Raw genomic sequence first — 18,869 nt, 5'->3', positions numbered from 1 at the left:
TTCGTGTCGTTCCGGCTAAGTGGGGTACGGCCCGCTGTGCGGGTGTCCCGTCGCCGGGGTGGTTCTGGTACAATTCGCCGCCTGCGGTTACCGGCCGCTCACCATTCATTCAAACCGCACGGGTAGGCATGAACGCGCTCGAAAAACGCTCAGTTGTGGCTCTGGCTTCGGTATACGCCATGCGTATGCTGGGCCTGTTTATGGTCATGCCCGTGTTTGTGCTGCTGGGTACGGACCTGCACGGTGCGACGCCGGCGCTATTGGGCCTGGCGATTGGTGCTTACGGCCTGAGTCAGGCGCTGCTTCAGATCCCCTTCGGCCTGTTGTCGGATCGGGTTGGCCGCAAGAAGATGATCTACCTGGGGCTTATTCTGTTTGCCAGCGGGAGCCTGCTGGCCGCGTCGACCGACTCAATATACGTTGTGATCGCCGGTCGGATTCTTCAAGGCGCCGGTGCCATCGCCAGTGTATTGATGGCACTGCTGTCAGACCTCACCCGAGAGGAAGAGCGCACCAAGGCCATGGCCACGGTGGGCATTTCCATTGGCCTGTCGTTTTCCGTGTCGCTGGTGCTGGGCCCGTTGCTGGGCGCGGCCTGGGGCTTGTCTGGCATCTTCTACGTGACGGCAGTGATGGCTCTGTTGGCCCTTGTTGTGGTCGCCAGGGTGGTGCCTACGCCACATACCCATAAAGTCAGCGCCGATACCCATCCTGCCCGCGAAATGGTCGGGCGCGTTCTGGCCGATGGCCGCCTGCTGCGGCTCGACTTCGGGATCTTTGTGCTGCACCTGGTTCTGACGGCCCTGTTCCTGGTCTTTCCGACCATGCTTCAGGATCAGTTGGGATTGGCCAGCAGCTCCCACTGGTGGTTCTATTTGAGTGTGATGGTGCTTTCTTTCTTTGCCATGGTGCCCTTTATCATCATTGGCGAAAAGAAACGCAAAATGAAGCCGATACTGTGCATGGCCATTGCCTTGCTGACAGCGGCAACAGCAACGCTGACCCAGGTGAATGCCAGTCTCTGGGCGGCCTGGGGTGTGCTATTTTTCTTCTTTATGGCGTTCAATCTTCTGGAAGCCAGTCTGCCTTCGTTAATCAGTAAAGAGGCTCCGGCTGCCAGTAAGGGAACGGCCATGGGGGTTTATTCCACCTCCCAGTTTTTTGGTGCTTTTCTGGGTGGGGCTTTGGGAGGTTATCTGCTGCAGAGCGCTGGCGTGGAGGGAGTGCTCTGGTTGATGGCAGGGTGCCTCCTGGTGTGGCTGCTGGCAGCCTTGACCATGCCGGCCCCGAGCTACACGACCAGCCTGGTTCTGGAGCTGAGGGGTGCACTGGAAAATACCTTTGACGACGTGGACCGTCAGCTACGGAGGCTGCCGGGCGTGAAGGACGTTGTGATTGTTGAAAATGCATCGACAGCCTACCTGAAGGTGGATCGTCAGCATTTTCGGGAAGATCAGCTTGCGGACTTTGACTTTGTCCGGCAGGGTAAGAGTACTTAAACACAGGATGCTGGCATGGACGGCTGGCACTCCGCAAAACATGATCAGGAGCATACGATGGCACGAGGCGTAAACAAGGTAATTCTCATTGGTAACCTGGGGCAGGACCCGGACACTCGTTATACCCCCAACGGCAACGCTGTGGTTAACCTGAACCTCGCCACAGACGAGAGTTACAAGGATCGCCAGACCGGACAGCTGGTGCCGAAGACCGAGTGGCATCGGGTTGTGTTGTTCGGCAAGGTGGCTGAGGTGGCTGGGCAATACCTGCGCAAAGGCTCCAAGGTCTACATTGAAGGCAAGCTGCAGACCCGGAAATGGCAGAACAAGGAAGGGCAGGATGTCTACACCACCGAAGTGGTTGTGGATATCAATGGCCAGATGCAGATGCTGGACAGCCGTGGCTCTGAGGGCGGTATGAATCCGGGGGCGCCCCAGGGACGGCCGCAGCAACAGCCGCAATACAATGCGCCGCCCCAGCAGGGTGGACAGGCTGGTGGCTACAACAACCCGGCACCCCAGCAGCAAGGTGGTGGCATGCCTGAGCCGATTGATGATTTTGATGACGATATTCCGTTCTAGTCGAGAGCATACGGATAAACTACCAGCGAGAGAGCTGAGCAGCAGCCGGGTGGGGGTCAGTCATCCCCCTCCGGCTGATCCATCCCCAACTCATTGATTTTCCGGGTCAGCGTATTCCGCCCCCAACCCAGCAGAATAGAGGCATCCCGGCGGCGGCCACTGGTGTGCTTCAATGCCGTTTCAATCATGATCTTTTCGAACTCGGGCACCGCGGTATCGAGTATGCCTTTCTTGCCGCGCTTCAGTTCCTGTTCTGCCCAGTTTCTCAGCCCTTCCTGCCAGGTGAGGCCGGTGGCGGCGTGCTCGGTGTCGGCCTGGTGTAGCAGTTCCGGGGGCAGGTCATCAATGTGGATTTCCCGGCCGCTGGCCATGACCGTCAGCCAGCGGCAGGTGTTTTCCAGCTGGCGGACGTTACCGGGCCAGGGCAGGGTGGTGAGGTATTCCTCGGCGTCCGGGCGCAGGATCTTGGGTTCTACTGCCAGCTCTTTGGCTGCTCGCTTGAGGAAGTGCTGCATCAGGCGTGGAATGTCTTCGCGGCGTTCAGCCAGCTTGGGCAGGTGCACGCGAATGACATTCAGGCGGTGGAACAGATCTTCCCGGAAGTTGCCGGCCTGTACCAGTTTTTCCAGGTCTTGATGGGTTGCGGCGATGATGCGCACATCCACTTTGATGGGGGTGGTGCCGCCTACCCGGTAAAACTCGCCATCGGCCAGCACCCGCAGCAGTCGAGTCTGAGTGTCGGCGGGCATGTCGCCGATTTCATCCAGAAACAGGGTGCCGCCGTTGGCCTGTTCAAAGCGGCCCTGGCGGGCGGCCCCGGCGCCGGTGAAGGCGCCTTTTTCGTGGCCGAACAATTCGGATTCAATAAGGTCTTTCGGAATTGCCGCCATGTTCAGGGCGATGAACGGGTTTCGTGCTCTGGGGCTGTGATTGTGCAGGGCCTGGGCCACCAGTTCTTTACCGGTGCCGCTCTCACCGTTGATCAGTACGGTGATGTTGGAGTGAGACAGCCGGCCAATGGCCCGGAAAACCTCCTGCATGGCCGGGGCTTCACCAATAATTTCGGTATTGCGCGGTGTGGCATCGGCCTGTGGTTCGCTGGCGGCGCGTTTTTCATGGCTGTGAGCAACGGCCCGTTTTACCAGTGCGACGGCGTCATCCACATCAAAGGGCTTGGGCAGGTATTCGAAGGCGCCGGTCTGGTAGCTGGTCACCGCGCTTTCAAGATCCGAGTGCGCGGTCATGATGATCACCGGCACATCCTGATGCAGTTCGACGATCTGGGAGAGCAGGGTAATACCGTCTACCCCCGGCATCCGGATATCGCTGATGATGGCGTCCGGTTGCTCGTGTTCCAGCCGCATCATGATGCTGTCGCCGCTGTCGAATACACGCGGTTGCATGCCAGCCTGGCTCAGGGCACGTTCCAGCACCCATCGAATACTTCTGTCATCGTCGATAATCCAGACGTTTGCCGGTTGGCTCATTTGCTGTCCTCCAGAGGCAGGAAGATGATGAAATCGGTTCTTCCGGGCTCACTCTCGCACTCCACCAGCCCCCGATGCTGGCCGATGATGCTTTGGGTAATGGAAAGGCCGAGTCCGGTGCCCGAGGCCCGACCACTGATCATGGGGTAGAAGATGTTCTGCAACAGCTCGGGCGGGATGCCTGGGCCGTTATCTATAATGTCGACCCGGCACACCAGTCGGTGACGACGGTGGCCGATGGTGAACTGTCGCAAGGCCCGGCTGCGAAAGGTAATGGTGGGCGTTGCGGAACGCCCGCTTGCGGCTTCGTTTTCGAACGCCGCCTCCATGGCGTTGCGGGCGATGTTCAGGAAGGCCTGGATCAGTTGCTCTTTGTCGCCGGGAAATTCCGGGATGCTCGGGTCGTAGTCGCGTCTCAGGCGCACTCGGCCTTTGCTTTCGGCCTCAATCAGAGTACGGACCCGCTCCAGAATTTCGTGGATATTGGTGGGCGCAATCTTCAGGGCTTTGTTCGGGCCGAGCATGCGATCCACCAGGCTGCGCAGACGGTCCGCCTCGTCGATAATCACACGGGTATATTCTCGCTGGTCGTCGTCTGAAAGCTCGCGGTCCAGCAGTTGCGCCGCGCCACGGATGCCGCCCAGCGGGTTCTTGATCTCGTGGGCCATGCCCCGCACCAGGATACGCGTGGTCTCCTGTTGCGAGATGATGTCTTCTTCCCGGCTGATACGCATCAGTCGGTCTCGGGGCTGGATCTCGATCAGCAGTTCGGTCGGGTCCAGGCTGATGGGAGTCACCGAGTAATCCACCGTCAGTCTGGCACCGCTGATCAAGGCAAATTCAGCTTCCCGGCGGGTGTAGGACTGTCCGTTCTCCACTGCGGCATGCAGAGTGGTCAGGGCATCCTCGGAATCCACCAGAACCTCCTGCAAGGGGAGGCCATGGCTTCGGGTCATACTGGTTTCAAACAGGCTCTCGGCGGCGGGGTTGAGGTAACGGATAGCCAGATTATCGCCAAGTACCAGTACTGCGGTTGTCAGGCTGTCCAGAATGCTCTTGTAACTGCTTCCGGATGTGGTGACTGGATGGGATGGCATGCGTTGCTTCCGTTCTCGACTCATTGGTTGTATCCCTGTGGCTGCAAAAAGCGAACCAGTTTTTTGATATCGGGTAGCCAATGGGCAAGGATCGGGCAGAACGGGCGCAGTGGCCGGTGCGCGCTGCTGTAGCTTGGTGCAGTAGTGAACGGTCAGGCGACAGGCAGCCCGGATTTTGCCCCTTGGCTGCCCAAAGTATGGTCATAACATGGTGCGATTGCACCAAAGTAGTGCGAATAAGGTTAGTTGAGAACGGATGGGCGATGAATCGTGAAGGTAATTGAGCTACCGGATTTCACGCGCACGCCGTTTTCATCAACGATATGAACGCCGGCATTATGGGTGCCCCGATCGATGTTGCTGACGGCTACCGAGCCTGAACTGCTCTGCCCGACCGGTTGTCCATCCAGGGTCACCTCAAACTTGTGGCCCCGTTTCAGTGGTGGTGTGCTTTGCACCTCGAAGGTGACGTTGCCGTTGCCGCTGTGAAAGGCCTGTTCATTTGCGGGATACTGGAACGAAACCGACTGGTAGGCTGCCCCCTCACGTTCTACCCGCTCGCGGAGTTGTTCGGGTTCCTGAACAACTTCCGGCTTTGGCAGGGTAATGGTGGTAACAGGTTTCACCTGGACCTCTTCACCGCCTTCCATGGGTTCATCGGAAAAGGTGACGTTGCCATAGGCATCAACGTGGCGGTAGACCTCGCTATATGCCGTGGTCGAGGCCAGCATCAGCAGGCCAGCGGCGAGTACGATCGGTGCTTTCATGGCAATAACCTGTGGTAATGAACTGGTTTGATTATCGATTGCGGGCAACGTCATTTCAACGTTGTGGCCCGCTTCCTTGGTTACATATCGTTAAGGGCGTGGGTCTTGGCTCAGAACTGGGATTGAGGCCACAAAAAAGCCCCGCACGGGGCGGGGCTTCTGGTCTGCATAGTCTGCACCGAATTGGTGCAGGGCTTTAGCAGGAGTAGTACAGATCGAACTCGACCGGGTGAGTGGTCATGTTCAGACGCTCGACTTCGCCACGCTTCAGGTCGATGTAGCCTTTGATCATGTCTTCGGTGAACACGCCGCCACGGGTCAGGAACTCGTGGTCTGCTTGCAGGCAGTCCAGGGCCTCGGACAGAGTCTCGGCAACCTTCGGAATGTTCAGGGCTTCTTCCTTCGGCAGGTCATACAGATCCTTGTCCATGGCATCGCCAGGGTGGATCTTGTTCTGGATACCGTCCAGGCCGGCCATCATCAGGGCAGCAAAGGCCAGGTACGGGTTAGCGGCCGGATCCGGGAAGCGCACTTCAATACGACGAGCTTTCGGGCTGTTCACGTACGGAATACGGATAGAGGCAGAACGGTTACGGGCGGAGTAGGCCAGCATAACCGGTGCTTCGTAACCCGGAACCAGACGCTTGTAGCTGTTGGTGGCCGGGTTGGTGAAGGCATTGATGGCCTTGGCATGCTTGATCACGCCACCGATGTAGTACAGAGCCGCTTCGCTCAGGCCTGCGTAGCTGTCGCCGGCAAACAGGTTCTTGCCGTCTTTGCTCAGGGACATATGCACGTGCATGCCGGAACCGTTGTCGCCTACAACCGGCTTGGGCATGAAGGTGGCGGTCTTACCGTAGGCGTGCGCTACGTTGTGCACGCAGTACTTCAGGATCTGAACTTCGTCTGCCTTGCGGGTCAGGGTGTTGGCGCCAACACCGATTTCACACTGGCCAGCGGTGCCCACTTCGTGGTGGTGTACTTCAATTTCCAGGCCCATGGATTCCATGGCGGCACACATGGCGCCACGCAGGTCGTGCAGGCTGTCAACCGGCGGAACCGGGAAGTAGCCGCCTTTCACGCCCGGGCGGTGGCCAATGTTGTTGCGGTCGAAGTCTTCGCCGGAAACCCACGCCGCTTCTTCAGAGTGGATGTGGTAAGAAGCGCCTTGCATGTCGACGTTCCACTTAACGGAATCGAACACGAAGAACTCAGGCTCAGGGCCGAACAGGGCGCCATCGGCAATGCCGGTGGACTTCAGGTATTCTTCGGCGCGACGGGCAACAGAACGGGGATCGCGCTCATAACCCTGCATGGTAGAAGGCTCTACAATGTTGCAGGTGATGTTGACGGTGGTTTCTTCGGTGAACGGGTCCAGAACGGCGGTTTCGTCGTCCGGCATCAGGATCATGTCGGATTCGTTGATGCCTTTCCAGCCGGCAATGGAGGAACCGTCGAACATCTTGCCGTCAGCAAAAAAGTCTTCGTCCGCCTCGGTGGCCGGCAGGGTCACGTGCTGCTCTTTACCGCGGCTGTCGGTGAAACGCAGGTCAATCCACTTGACTTCGTGTTCTTTGATCAAATCAATCGTCTTGGACATTGTGCATGCTCCGTAAGGTTTTACATGTTCGTTGTGCCGGATCGTTCAGTGTTCTGAGGCCCGATCTTTTTTCAGGTCAGGGAAGCTTACCAGAAGCTTGTGGCCCTTACCCTCACTATGCGGCTGCTTTGGGATAAGCAATCGGCTTGCCAGTTTTTGTCGGCTGCGCCAGAACAGCGCAGCGACAAGGCTTTCGGGCTAATGTGGCGCAGCTCCTTGGTCGAAGACGGCGCCTATTGCACCACCGCGGTGCACCATAGTGGTGCGAGTTGGCTAATAACGCATAATTATGGTGCAAGCCCCGATTGGTTACATATTAGGCACTAATCTTCATATTATCGCCATGGACTTTTCGATATACTGCGCGCCGCTAATTTCTTCAGGATACCCGTTGTGATTGATAAGCTTAGAAACGTTGCCATTATTGCCCACGTTGACCATGGCAAGACCACCCTGGTTGACCAGCTGCTGCGCCAGTCTGGCACGCTGGACCGGAAAGAGCTCGAGAACGAGCGTGTAATGGACTCCAACGACCAGGAAAAAGAACGTGGCATTACCATTCTGGCAAAAAACACTGCTCTAAAATGGAAAGACTACGACATCAATATCGTAGACACCCCGGGCCACGCTGACTTTGGTGGTGAAGTAGAGCGTGTAATGAGTATGGTGGACAGTGTGCTGCTGGTGGTGGATTCCATCGACGGCCCCATGCCGCAAACCCGTTTCGTAACCCAGAAAGCTTTCGTAGCGGGTCTGCGCCCGATTGTGGTTGTGAACAAGATTGACCGCCCGGGCGCGCGCCCGGACTGGGTTGTGGACCAGGTATTTGATCTGTTTGACAACCTGGGTGCCACCGACGAGCAGCTGGACTTCCCTATTGTTTACGCCAGTGCCCTGAATGGCATTGCCGGCATGGAGCACGAAAACCTCGACGACAACATGGATGCGGTATTCCAGTCGATCGTTGACCACGTGCCAGCGCCTTCGGTTGATCTGGATGGCCCGTTCCAGATGCAGATCTCCCAGCTGGACTACAACAGCTTCCTGGGTGTCATCGGTATCGGCCGAATCATGCGTGGTAAGGTAAAGACCAACACCCCGGTGGTGGCTATCGGTGCCGACGGCAAGAAGCGTAACGGTCGTATCCTGAAGATCATGGGCCATTCCGGCCTGCAGCGTGTGGAAGTTGAAGAAGCCCAGGCTGGCGATATTGTGTGTGTGAGTGGCCTGGACCAGCTGTATATTTCCGATACCCTGTGTGATCCCTCTAACGTTGAAGCGCTGCCGGCGCTGACCGTAGACGAGCCCACCGTATCCATGACCTTCCAGGTGAACGATTCCCCGTTCGCCGGTAAAGAAGGCAAGTATGTAACCAGCCGTAATATCAAAGAGCGTCTGGAAAAAGAGCTGCTGCACAACGTGGCGTTGCGGGTTGAAGAAGGCGATTCTGCCGACAAGTTCAAGGTGTCCGGTCGTGGTGAGCTGCACCTGTCGGTTCTGATCGAGAACATGCGCCGCGAAAACTTCGAGCTGGCCGTAGGCCGTCCGGAGGTGGTGATCAAGGAAGTCGACGGCGAGAAGCAAGAACCGTATGAAAACGTGATCATCGACATCGAAGAGCAGCATCAGGGCCCGATTATGGAGCAGATGGGCCTGCGCAAGGGTGACATGACCAACATGATCCCGGACGGTAAGGGCCGTATCCGCCTGGAATACACCATTCCGGCCCGTGGCCTGATCGGTTTCCGGAACACCTTCCTGACCATGACTTCCGGTACCGGCATCCTGACCTCCACCTTCAGCCACTACGGCCCGGTGAAAATGGGTGACGTAACCAGCCGTCAGAACGGCGTTATCGTTTCCATGGCGACCGGTACCGCGCTGACCTACTCGCTGGAAACCCTGCAGAGCCGGGGCAAGCTGTTCCTGGACCCGGGCCAGGAAATCTACGAAGGCCAGCTGTGTGGTATCCATAGCCGCGACAACGACCTGGTGGTTAACCCCACCAAGGGCAAGAAGCTGGACAACATGCGTGCCTCTGGTAAAGACGAAGTGATCGGCCTGGTGCCGCCCATCAAGTTCACTCTTGAGCAGGCGCTGGAGTTTATCGACGACGACGAACTGGTTGAGGTAACGCCCAAGTCCATTCGTCTGCGCAAAAAGCTCCTGACCGAAAACGAGCGTAAGCGCGCTAACAAGAAGTAACTCTTCCGGGGCCAGGAAATCGTTGTGAGGCAGTAAACGCTTCCGTCTGTTTTCCTGGCCCCTGTATTTTCCTCGCCCGTCTCAGCTAGACTGCCGTTATCCCCGAAACGGAGTTTTCCATGCTGACCCTCTATCCTGAAATCGAGCCCTACGCACGCCACCGACTGGCGGTGGATCATCCCCATGAGCTGTACCTCGAGGAATCCGGCAATCCGGACGGAATTCCGGTGATTGTCGTTCATGGCGGGCCGGGTGGCGGTTGTGAGGATTACCACCGGCGCTTTTTCGACGCCGAACGTTTCCGGATTATTTTGCTGGATCAGAGGGGCGCCGGACGATCGACCCCGTTGGCCGAGCTGGAGGGTAACAGCACAGACAAACTGGTTGAGGATCTTGAGGCGGTTCGGCATTTTCTCGGCATCGATCGCTGGTTGCTGTTTGGGGGAAGCTGGGGCTCCACGCTAAGCCTGGTCTATGCCGAAACCCATCCAGACCGGGTTCTGGGGTTGGTATTGAGAGGTATCTTTCTGTGCCGGCCCCAGGATATTCACTGGTTTTATCAGGACGGCGCCAGCCGGGTATTCCCGGATTACTGGCAGGACTACCTTGCCCAGATTCCGGAGGTGGAGCGGAATGATATGGTGTCGGCCTACTACCGGCGCCTGACCAGTGCCAATGAGCTGGTGCAGATTCAGGCCGCGAAAGCCTGGTCCGTCTGGGAAGGGCGGTGCGCCACATTGCATCCCAATCCCAAAGTAGTAGAGCATTTTGGCCACCCTCATGTGGCCATCGCGCTGGCCCGGATTGAATGCCACTATTTCATGAATCATGCGTTCCTTGAGCCCGACCAGATCGTGCGTGATGCCTCGCGGCTAAAGGACATTCCGGGCGTGATTGTTCACGGCCGCTATGACATGGTTTGCCCGCTGGATAATGCCCTCGCGCTGAGTAAGGCCTGGCCGGAGGCGGAATTTCAGATTATCCGGGATGCTGGCCACTCGGCATCCGAGCCGGCAATTGTGGATGCCCTGATGCGGGGCGTTGAGAATGTGGTTGCCAGAAGTCTTCCCTCTGTTGGCTGAGAATGCGACTTTTTATTGATCTGACAGGGTTGCGGTGGTCTTGCGGGCTCTATACACTTTTCGCGTTTCAGAAATTTAACCCTCGGTGTTAACGCTCAAGGGAATGAATGAAAGGACTGATCCAGCGCGTTTCGGAAGCCAGTGTAGCCGTGGATGGTGAAACGATTGCCCGTATTGGTCCCGGGTTGCTCTTGCTCCTCGGCGTAGAAAGGAACGATACACTGAATGAGGCAAAGGAACTGTGCCGAAAAATCCTCTCCTATCGGGTTTTCCCCGATGAGCAGGGCCGGATGAACGTGAATGTTCAGGATGCCGGTGGCTCATTACTTGTAGTCCCTCAGTTTACGCTTGCTGCTGACACGTCCTCTGGCACGCGCCCGGGTTTTTCCCTGGCGGCCGCACCGGAGCTGGCGAACCGGCTTTATGGTGACTTTGTGGCTGAAGCAAGTAGCCAGCTAGGCGTCGAGCGTGTAGGTACGGGGAAGTTTGGTGCAGATATGAAAGTGGCACTGATCAATGATGGCCCGGTTACCTTTATGTTGGAGTCTGCCCGGAGAGGGTAGTGCACAAAAATGTGACGCAGTTGCCAACAGTGCCTCACGAAAGTGCGTGATTTGGGGTATTGTTTTGTGGCCTCAGAATGTGAAGGTCTCGGTTGGAAGGTAACCGGTTGTTTTGTGGATTTTTTTGGTTATCTGGCCCTGAATTTGTTGTGGAAACGGGAGAGGTTGTTAGTCCAGGCTGATCTAACGACAAAGGTTACGAATGCAAATGGGGCTAAAAAATGGCCATTAAAAATTTGCAAAAAATGGAACATTGTATTAAAGCAGGTTCATCACGCAGAGCTTTAATAAAGCTGTGTAAGTGGTTGAGATCTAAGGCAAGCGTGCTTGTCTTATAAAAAGAAGAAAAGCTGTTCCCACAGGAATGACAGGGGCAGTCAGATACCCGGCAGGCAGAGCCAAGCGTTGTGCCGGCCAATAAAAATCGGGATTTAGACCCGTCGAAAACCTGAGTTAACTCAAAAAGGAAGACGCAACATGAAAAAAAACGATTCTTGCTTCTGCTATTGCAGCTGCAACCTTCTCTGGCGCTGCGCTGGCCCAGGAAAGCAACCTGCCGACTATCTACGGTAACATCCAGCTGGCCGTTACCCATGATAACGTCGACGGTGGCGGTTCCGAAGTTGAGCATTTCGACAATGGTTCTACCATTGGCGTGCTGCACGACCACCAGGTCGCTCCGGGTGTTGAAGGTTTCTTCAAAGCCGAATTCCACTTCAATGCTGACGATAACAACGACGCTGGCTCTGGCATCTATGAGATCGACGAAGCTTATGTAGGTGTTCGTGGCGATAACTTTGGTCAGATCTGGTAGGTAAGGACGATTCAACTTACGAGACAGCTGTTGACGAAATCAACCAGTTCTTCGAAGTTGCAACTCTGAGCCTGTCTCCGGGTTACCAGACTGGCGAAAGCGACCTGATTCAGTATCGCTCCCCGTCCTTCGGTGGTCTGACTCTGGGCGCAGCTGTTCAGTTCAAAGGTGATGGAGAAACTAGCGTTCGCCAAGTGGCTGACCCAGTAACTGGCGAGCTCAGCGATGTTGAAACTAGCGGCGAGAAAGCTTACCCATGGCAGCTCTCAGCAGTGTATGCAGTTGATGCTCTGGAACTGGCCTTCGCTGTTGACTCCAACGACGGTGCCGGTTCTTCCAACGAGAACACCTACGGCCTGCGTGCCAGCTACAACCTGGACAATCTGCGCCTGACAGGTGAGTTCCATACCACCAAAGATGCTCAGGACAAGTTTGGCGTAATGGGTGTTTACACTCTGGGCAAAAACCAGTTTGCACTCGCCTATGAGCTGGTTCAGTATGATGACAAGTATGCTGGAGACGACGCCGCTCGTCTGGCAGACAAGGATGTGGATACTGTTACCCTGCAGGCGCTGCACAACCTGTCTGACAACATGTATGTCTATGTCGAAGGCTACCTCGGTGGCGGTGACGACGGCGTATACGGCGTTGCTGACAAGAGCGAACGCTCTGTTGCAGCCGTTGGTGCAACTTACTACTTCTGATCAGCTAACCAGCTAATCAAGTAGTCTCAAAAACCGGTGACTCAGGTCACCGGTTTTTGTATTTTCAGGGGCCCGTTTTTTGGAGTCTGTCATGGCCGTCGAACTTGAAATCAAACTGACCCTATCGGAACGGGCGCAGGCGCAAGCCCTGGAGTGGTTGCTTGCGCAGCCTGAGGCCAAGCCTGGTGGTCAAAAACTCCTGGTGAATCGCTACTACGATACGCCGGACGCAGCGCTCAACAGGGCCAGGGCGGCACTTAGGGTGAGGCAATCCGGAAATCGCTACATCCAGACCCTGAAAACCCAGGGCGAATTTGTTGATGGCGCCCATCGCCGGCAGGAGTGGGAGTGGCCGCTGCTAGGGCCTGAGCTGGATCTGTCGCTGCTCGAAAGTACGCCCTTGAAAAAGCAGTTGGATCTTCAGCAACTCCAGGTGGCCTTTGAAACCAACTTCGCCCGCCAGGTGGTCATGCTGGAAACTGCGGATGCGCTTGTTGAAGTGGCCGTGGACTCCGGCGAGATTGTGGGTGGGGGACAATCCCGAGCCCTCCACGAAGTGGAGTTCGAGCTGAAATCCGGAAACCCAGCAGCACTGATTTCCTGGGCACGGATGTTGGCAGATGAAGTGCCAGTGTTTCTGAATCTGGTGAGCAAAGCCGAGCAGGGATACTACCTGGCCGGAATCTATCGACCGGAACCGGACCAGGCTCCTGGCGAGTTGTCTGTCACGGAGTTTCTCCAACAACTCAGTCTCAGTTGGCTTCTGCAAAAACCGCTGAATTGCCCAGAGGCTGCTCTGCTGCAGGTAAAAAACGCGGCTATACAAGCGGGAGTGCAAGTGTTGTGGGATGAAATCCAGCCAATAACAGGCCAACACGCCGTGCCAGAACTGATAGAAAAAGCGCCCCGTCTTGGCGCGCTTCAGTTGGCGCTGGCGGCAGCGTCTGCCACTAACTGAGCCCCAGCAGGGCCGTGGCCACGCTGAAGTAAATCAGCACGCCGCTGACATCGGCAATGGTGGTAATCAGCGGGGTACTGGCCGTTGCCGGGTCAAACTTCAGCTTGTCCAGCAGGAAAGGCAGCAGCATGCCGATCAGGCTGCCCACCATCACCACGGCGATCATGGTAACGGCTACCACAAAGGCAATTTCCGGCCCGGCGCGCATAAAGCCAACCACCATCACTGCAACAGCCATGGTAACGCCAAGGGCGCTGGCTACCAGGGTTTCTTTACCCAGCAATTTGCCCCAGTCGGCGACGGTAACATCACCAGTAGCCATACCCCGTACCATAAGCGTGGCTGACTGAGCCCCGGCATTACCGGCGCTGGCGACCAGAAGCGGCATGAAGAACAGCAAGGCAATGTGTTCGGAAATAATGTCTTCAAAATAGGCAATGCCGGCCCCGGTAAAGATGTTGGCAAACACCAGAATTACCAACCATTGCACCCGCGAGCGGTAGAGCGAGAAGGGTGTTGCATCCCTCAGGCCGGTTTCAAGTTTGCCCACCGTGGCGCCTTTGTGGATGTCTTCGGTGGCTTCTTCTTCCGCTACGTCCATGGCGTCATCGTAGGTGACGATGCCCACCAGCCGTTCGTCCTGATCCAGAATTGGCAATGCCAGCAAGTCGTAGCGTGATATCAGCCGGGCCACTTCTTCCTGGGGGGTGTCGGTGCTGGCGGTCACCAGGCCCGTAGCAATCAGGTCGTCCACCGGCGTGCCAGGCATTGCGGTAATCAGGTTCCGAAGGGAAACTGCACCCACCAGTTTGTGCTGGTCATCGATCACGTACGCCTGGTAGATGGTTTCTTTATCCGGCGCGGTGTTTCGGAGCAGGTTAATCGCCGCGCTGGCGGACATGCCGGTGCTGATCACCCGTATTCCGAGCTCATCAGGGCGCCGGCGGTGCCTTCCTCAAAGCTTGCCAGGCGCCGAAGGTCTTCCCGTTCTTTGCTGGCGAGGGACTGGAACAGGGTGTGCTGGCGCTTCTCATCCAGCAGGTTGAAGAAGTCGGCCCGTTCGTCCGAGGGCATGGCGGTTACCAGCTCAGCCAGGTCTTGGGTGGGCAACAGCTCCGCGATCAACGTTTGGGTGTTGGGGCCGATATAACCGAATACCTTGGCGCTTTGCTCTGTTGTCAGGGCCCGAAGAAGGCGGATGCCTTCCTCGTTATCCGGATTTTCCTCAACAAACTCCGCGAGGTCGGCGGCATTGAAGGTGGCCGCCGCGGCCTGAATCTGCGCTTCGTCACCGGTGGCGATCGCCTCAAAGAGGGGTTGATAGAATTCGGAGTCCAGGTATGACATGCGTTACCTTACTCTTTCGGAGTCATTGTTTCGGCTGTCTGCTCGTTGTGATTGTGCAGGTCTCGCCACTGCTTGAGGAATTCCCTGTACCGGTCCAGGGCCTCCTCAACCACAGATACAGATGGGGTGTCGGTTGATCGGACCAGCACAATCAGTCCCTTGCCCTCAACCTCTTCGTTGGTGGGAGGGTGACAAATCACTTCATTGTCGTGATCGATGTAGGCCAGTGCGGTGCCAATACCGTGGCGAACCAGGGCGCTGACGATGTCAGCCCAGGTCAGGTCGTCCAGTCCCAGGTCGTAGCGGTGGGGGTGGTCACGCTCGTAGTTGAACATGTCTTCCAGCACTTTCTCTGAACCCGGCGCCACCACCGCGCGCACCATGATTTCCGGATAGGTTCGAACCGGCCGGATGATGGTTCTCACCCCCAGGGCCTTGAAGCGATCCCGGTTGGCATCACTCACGCATTCCACGGTGGTTTTGCCGCCAAGGTTGGACTCTGCCAGCCGGTGCGCGATATCGAAGGTCAGGCTGTCTGACATAGGGTCTGATTCGTCGGCTGCCAGCACGATGATGTGCTTGGCGCTGCCAGCATGCACGGACTTCAGCGCTTCCGGGTCGTTCCCTGCGCCGTGAAAATGAACGACGCCGCAGTCGGACAGTTCTGCTGGCAGCCCTCCCGGAAATTGCCGCGTAAGCAGCATAATCGGCACTGTGTGGTACTCAGGGACCGAGCGAATCTGCGAGGCGAATCGCATGAAGTACTGCTCGCCGCCGCTTCGAGGTGTGTTGATGATGACAATGTGGTCTTTCATTTTGTAAATCCAGCGTCCAGTCAGTATGCGTTCTCTGCGGTAGAAACGGTATTCGATGTAATCACTGACGATCAGGGTCAGTAGCGTAATGGCGGAGATAAACATCAGCAGGATGGTGCTGATGCGGCCAACGGGCGTTACCGGCGAGTAGTCACCATAGCCAACGGTAACCAGTGTCGTCATGGTGAGCCACACGGCTTCGAAGAATGAGAGCGGTTCTGCTGCCCAGAGGATCAGCGTATGCGTGACAACGAGTCCGCCGAGGATAGTAAAGAGTCGGTTTATCCGGCTTCGGATGAGCCCGCCCATAGGGAGGTGAGATTGGGTGTGCTCCGGATTCAGAGGGCGTCTATTTCGCATCATGGAGAGCGGGTGCCTGTTCAGTCCTTGGCGAGTTCGTTATACAGTACCTGAAATATATCAGAGAGACAGAGGGTTGCGTTATGTCTGAGCCATGGGCTTCACTGCCGGGAGCGCTCAAGGAGGAGATTTCCGGATGCTGGCCATCGGTATTCCCGGAGGGGCTGCCAGGCTGGCTGGCTGGTGACCATGTCTCAGAAGCCGATGTGGCAGAGGCTATTTCCCGGAGCCTGTTTCTCCGGCAAACCCTTGAGCGACATCCGGAGCAGATTCGCCCCGCCGTTGCTGCCCGGCCTCTGACCGAACCAACCACAGAGGCCTGGCTGGCTGATCGCTGGCGGGATTACCTCCAGGGCGTTGACTCTGAACCGGCCTTGCATGCAGCACTTCGCCAGTACCGTCGGGAAATCCAGTTCCGCATTATCTGGCGTGACCTGATGAACTGGGCAGACCTGAACGAAACCATGCTGGCCACCAGCGCCTTTGCCGACGTGGCCATTGATGGCGCTCTCAGCTGGCTTTATGAAAAGGCCTGTGAGGAATTCGGTACCCCCATGGGTCGTGACCCGGTGACCGGTGCCCACGTGCCCCAGAAAATGGTGGTGCTGGGTATGGGTAAGCTGGGCGGTCGGGAGCTCAACGTTTCCTCGGATATCGACCTGATCTTTGCCTTTCCCTCCAAGGGGGAAACCGAAGGTGGCCGCCGGGCCCTGGATAACCAGCAGTTCTTCATCCGCCTTGGCCAGCGACTGATTCAGGCGCTGGACCAGATTACGGCGGATGGTTTTGTGTTCCGGGTGGACATGCGCCTGCGGCCCTACGGCCAGAGTGGCGCGCTCGCTCTTAGCTTTGCCGCCCTGGAAACCTATTACCAGGATCAGGGGCGCGATTGGGAACGTTACGCCATGGTCAAGGCCCGCGTTGTGGCTGGCGACCGGCGTGCCGGTGAGGTGTTGATGGCGAGCCTCAAGCCCTTTGTTTACCGCAAATACATTGATTTCAGTGCGTTCGAGTCACTTCGTAGCATGAAAGACATGATCAGCCGGGAAGTTCGCCGCAAGGGGCTGGAGAACAATATCAAACTGGGCAGTGGCGGTATCCGCGAGATCGAATTCGTGGTGCAGGCTTTCCAGCTGATCCGCGGCGGCCGAGACCGGGAGCTGCAACAGCGGGAATTGCTGAATATCCTCAAGGAACTGGAAGAGCTGGAGCTGCTGCCGTCTTCTGTTGTGAAGGAGTTGCGCGAGGCCTATGTGTTTCTGCGCAACCTGGAACACGCCCTGCAGGGTATGGAAGACAAGCAGACCCAGGTTCTGCCGGACGATGAACTGTCGCAGGCCCGGGTTGCGCGCATTATGGAGTTTGATGACTGGGCCGCCTTCCAGCATGCGCTGGATGAACACCGCAACCGCGTGGCCCGGCACTTCGCCAACATCATTGCGACCGAGGACGAGGAAGGCGATTCCGAAAACGGCGTTGATGACGGCTGTTACGAGCTCTGGCTGGCAGAAATGGAAGAGCCCGCCGCTATAGAGTGGCTGGCGGAAAAGGGCTTCGAAAACCCGGAAGACAGTTACAAGCGCCTGGCGAGCCTGCGGGATAGCCGAACCGTGCAGACCCTGCAAACCCAAGGCCGCAAACGCCTCAACCAGTTCATGCCGTTATTGCTGAACGCGTTGATGGATGTTGAGAATGCGTCGGAAACCCTCGACCGGGTATTGCAGCTGGTCGAGGCCATTTTGCGCCGCACCGCCTACATGGTGCTGCTGGTGGAAAACCCCGGCGCGCTTACGCAGCTGGTGCGCCTGTGTAGCGACAGCCCCTGGATTGCCCGCCTGCTGGCAGAAACCCCGCTGCTGCTGGACGAACTGCTGAATGCCGAGAGCCTGTACAGCCCGCCTGCCAAGGAAGAGCTGCAGGACGACCTGCGCCAGCAGATGCTGCGCATTCCCTATGAAGACCTGGAAGAGCAGATGGAGGCGTTGCGCTACTTCAAAAAGGCCCATGTGCTGCGGGTGGCGGCTTCTGAGCTCAAGGGAACTTTGCCCCTGATGAAGGTGAGTGATTACCTGACCTGGATTGCCGAAGTGGTGCTGGACCATGTGGTGGATGTGGCCTTCTCCAACCTCGTCAGCCGCCATGGTTATCCGCGCCGGGCCGATGGTTCGGCGTGTGACACAGACTTCGCCATCATCGGTTACGGCAAGCTCGGCGGTATCGAACTCGGTTACACCTCGGACCTCGACTTGGTGTTTGTGCATCAGGCCGATCCGCAACTGGCCACCGATGGTGACAAGCCCATCGACAACGCGGTGTTCTACACCCGCCTGGGCCAGCGCATTGTGCACATTCTCAGCACCCAGACGCCCTCAGGCCAGCTTTATGAAGTGGATATGCGGTTGCGCCCGTCCGGTAACTCCGGCTTGCTGGTGAGTACCCTGCAGGCCTTTGAGAAATACCAGCAGAACGATGCTTGGACCTGGGAGCACCAGGCCCTGGCCCGGGCCCGTGGCGTGGCCGGCTGCCCGGATACCCTTCAAGCCTTCGAGGATATTCGCCACCAGATTCTGTGCGCGCCAAGGGATAAAACCGCCCTGCGCCAGGAGGTGGTGGAGATGCGGGAGAAAATGCGCAGCAGCCTCGGCACGCCGGAAATCCGGCGGGACGAAGTGTTTCACATCAAACACGACGCCGGCGGTATTGTGGATATCGAATTCATGATGCAGTACCTGATGCTGGCCTGGAGTGCTGAACACCCGGAGCTGACCCAGTGGAGCGACAATATTCGCCAGATGGAAGAGCTGGGCCGTGCCGGTGTATTGCCGGTGGAGGACACAGAGAAGTTGCGGGAGGTATACATCACCCTGCGTTCGACCATTCACCGCAGGGCGCTACAAAACCTGAACAGCCAGGTGGAGGGTAGTGCCTTTCAGGAAGAGCGTGACTACATCCAAAGTATGTGGAAAAAAGTGATGATTCAGTAGCAAGC

The 18,869-nt window shown here is 57.2% G+C and carries 16 protein-coding genes; 9 read left to right on the top strand and 7 right to left on the bottom strand.

Annotated elements, in window-relative coordinates; genetic code table 11:
- Window positions 1-128: 128 nt before the first annotated feature.
- Together QPL98_RS12510 and ssb are read left to right on the top strand one after the other, a co-directional pair.
- Window positions 129-1,499, top strand: a complete 1,371-nt coding sequence (locus tag QPL98_RS12510; RefSeq protein WP_153741279.1) for an MFS transporter — start codon at window positions 129-131, stop codon at window positions 1,497-1,499.
- A gap of 57 nt (window positions 1,500-1,556) precedes the next feature.
- Window positions 1,557-2,081 (top strand): single-stranded DNA-binding protein, encoded by a 525-nt coding sequence (gene ssb, locus QPL98_RS12505; RefSeq protein ID WP_113880451.1) that lies wholly within the window; start codon window positions 1,557-1,559, stop codon window positions 2,079-2,081.
- Between the two features lie 56 nt (window positions 2,082-2,137).
- Here the strand turns inward: ssb and ntrC are convergent, their stop codons facing one another.
- From ntrC to glnA, 4 genes are all read right to left on the bottom strand, one after another.
- Complete coding sequence (ntrC, locus tag QPL98_RS12500) at window positions 2,138-3,568, bottom strand: nitrogen regulation protein NR(I) (protein ID WP_303293364.1); 1,431 nt, start codon at window positions 3,566-3,568, stop codon at window positions 2,138-2,140.
- Window positions 3,565-4,665, bottom strand: coding sequence for a nitrogen regulation protein NR(II) (glnL, locus tag QPL98_RS12495; RefSeq protein ID WP_303293363.1), 1,101 nt, complete (start codon window positions 4,663-4,665; stop codon window positions 3,565-3,567). Before glnL ends, ntrC begins: the two co-directional genes overlap by 4 nt.
- Window positions 4,666-4,907: 242 nt before the next feature.
- Entirely contained in the window at window positions 4,908-5,432 is a 525-nt protein-coding gene (locus QPL98_RS12490; RefSeq protein WP_303293362.1) for a DUF4124 domain-containing protein, read from the bottom strand.
- 196 nt (window positions 5,433-5,628) lie between these two features.
- On the bottom strand, window positions 5,629-7,032 hold the full coding sequence (gene glnA, locus QPL98_RS12485; protein WP_011784288.1) for a glutamate--ammonia ligase: 1,404 nt from the start codon (window positions 7,030-7,032) through the stop codon (window positions 5,629-5,631).
- 393 nt (window positions 7,033-7,425) lie between these two features.
- On the opposite strand from glnA, the gene typA reads away from it, so the two are divergent.
- The 6 genes from typA (at window position 7,426) to QPL98_RS12460 (ending at window position 13,358) form a co-directional block, all read left to right on the top strand.
- The gene (gene typA / locus QPL98_RS12480) at window positions 7,426-9,237 is read left to right on the top strand and encodes a translational GTPase TypA (RefSeq protein WP_303293361.1); all 1,812 of its coding nucleotides are present in this window, start codon (window positions 7,426-7,428) and stop codon (window positions 9,235-9,237) included.
- Between the two features lie 119 nt (window positions 9,238-9,356).
- The gene (pip, locus tag QPL98_RS12475; RefSeq protein WP_153741284.1) at window positions 9,357-10,319 is read left to right on the top strand and encodes a prolyl aminopeptidase; all 963 of its coding nucleotides are present in this window, start codon (window positions 9,357-9,359) and stop codon (window positions 10,317-10,319) included.
- Window positions 10,320-10,426: 107 nt separating this feature from the next.
- A complete protein-coding gene (gene dtd / locus QPL98_RS12470; protein WP_153741285.1) occupies window positions 10,427-10,882 on the top strand; it encodes a D-aminoacyl-tRNA deacylase in 456 nt (151 codons plus the stop codon).
- A 490-nt stretch (window positions 10,883-11,372) separates the two neighbouring features.
- Entirely contained in the window at window positions 11,373-11,696 is a 324-nt protein-coding gene (locus tag QPL98_RS19455) for a porin (RefSeq protein ID WP_323127176.1), read from the top strand.
- Window positions 11,690-12,400 carry a porin gene (locus QPL98_RS12465; protein WP_323127175.1) on the top strand — a complete coding sequence of 237 codons (711 nt, stop codon included), beginning with the start codon at window positions 11,690-11,692 and terminating at the stop codon, window positions 12,398-12,400. Before QPL98_RS19455 ends, QPL98_RS12465 begins: the two co-directional genes overlap by 7 nt.
- 91 nt (window positions 12,401-12,491) lie before the next feature.
- Window positions 12,492-13,358: a CYTH domain-containing protein gene (locus QPL98_RS12460; RefSeq protein WP_199452551.1), complete on the top strand. Its 867-nt coding sequence runs from the start codon at window positions 12,492-12,494 to the stop codon at window positions 13,356-13,358.
- On the opposite strand, the gene mgtE is transcribed toward QPL98_RS12460, so the two are convergent.
- The 3 genes from mgtE to QPL98_RS12445 are packed head-to-tail and all read right to left on the bottom strand — an operon-like array spanning window position 13,351 to window position 15,883.
- The gene (gene mgtE / locus QPL98_RS12455; RefSeq protein WP_278350767.1) at window positions 13,351-14,274 is read right to left on the bottom strand and encodes a magnesium transporter; all 924 of its coding nucleotides are present in this window, start codon (window positions 14,272-14,274) and stop codon (window positions 13,351-13,353) included. The two genes, QPL98_RS12460 and mgtE, sit on opposite strands and share 8 nt — an antisense overlap.
- Complete coding sequence (locus QPL98_RS12450; RefSeq protein ID WP_228285540.1) at window positions 14,271-14,705, bottom strand: hypothetical protein; 435 nt, start codon at window positions 14,703-14,705, stop codon at window positions 14,271-14,273. The genes mgtE and QPL98_RS12450 overlap by 4 nt, the downstream gene beginning before the upstream one ends.
- Window positions 14,706-14,713: 8 nt before the next feature.
- Window positions 14,714-15,883: a potassium channel family protein gene (locus QPL98_RS12445; RefSeq protein WP_199452550.1), complete on the bottom strand. Its 1,170-nt coding sequence runs from the start codon at window positions 15,881-15,883 to the stop codon at window positions 14,714-14,716.
- A gap of 80 nt (window positions 15,884-15,963) precedes the next feature.
- On the opposite strand from QPL98_RS12445, the gene glnE reads away from it, so the two are divergent.
- Window positions 15,964-18,864, top strand: coding sequence for a bifunctional [glutamate--ammonia ligase]-adenylyl-L-tyrosine phosphorylase/[glutamate--ammonia-ligase] adenylyltransferase (glnE, locus tag QPL98_RS12440; RefSeq protein WP_303293360.1), 2,901 nt, complete (start codon window positions 15,964-15,966; stop codon window positions 18,862-18,864).
- Window positions 18,865-18,869: the final 5 nt, after the last annotated feature.

Source organism: Marinobacter sp. ST-43 (assembly GCF_030541085.1).
GTDB lineage: Bacteria > Pseudomonadota > Gammaproteobacteria > Pseudomonadales > Oleiphilaceae > Marinobacter > Marinobacter nauticus.
This window is presented reverse-complemented; position numbering and strand designations above follow the sequence as displayed.

Excerpts from the sequence above, each read along its gene's own strand:
- QPL98_RS12510 (WP_153741279.1), top strand. The coding sequence starts at position 129 with ATGAACGCGCTCGAAAAACGCTCAGTTGTGGCTCTGGCTTCGGTATAC.
- ssb (WP_113880451.1), top strand. The coding sequence starts at position 1,557 with ATGGCACGAGGCGTAAACAAGGTAATTCTCATTGGTAACCTGGGGCAG.
- ntrC (WP_303293364.1), bottom strand. The coding sequence starts at position 3,568 with ATGAGCCAACCGGCAAACGTCTGGATTATCGACGATGACAGAAGTATT.
- glnL (WP_303293363.1), bottom strand. The coding sequence starts at position 4,665 with ATGCCATCCCATCCAGTCACCACATCCGGAAGCAGTTACAAGAGCATT.
- QPL98_RS12490 (WP_303293362.1), bottom strand. The coding sequence starts at position 5,432 with ATGAAAGCACCGATCGTACTCGCCGCTGGCCTGCTGATGCTGGCCTCG.
- glnA (WP_011784288.1), bottom strand. The coding sequence starts at position 7,032 with ATGTCCAAGACGATTGATTTGATCAAAGAACACGAAGTCAAGTGGATT.
- pip (WP_153741284.1), top strand. The coding sequence starts at position 9,357 with ATGCTGACCCTCTATCCTGAAATCGAGCCCTACGCACGCCACCGACTG.
- dtd (WP_153741285.1), top strand. The coding sequence starts at position 10,427 with ATGAAAGGACTGATCCAGCGCGTTTCGGAAGCCAGTGTAGCCGTGGAT.
- QPL98_RS12460 (WP_199452551.1), top strand. The coding sequence starts at position 12,492 with ATGGCCGTCGAACTTGAAATCAAACTGACCCTATCGGAACGGGCGCAG.
- QPL98_RS12450 (WP_228285540.1), bottom strand. The coding sequence starts at position 14,705 with ATGTCATACCTGGACTCCGAATTCTATCAACCCCTCTTTGAGGCGATC.
- QPL98_RS12445 (WP_199452550.1), bottom strand. The coding sequence starts at position 15,883 with ATGATGCGAAATAGACGCCCTCTGAATCCGGAGCACACCCAATCTCAC.
- glnE (WP_303293360.1), top strand. The coding sequence starts at position 15,964 with ATGTCTGAGCCATGGGCTTCACTGCCGGGAGCGCTCAAGGAGGAGATT.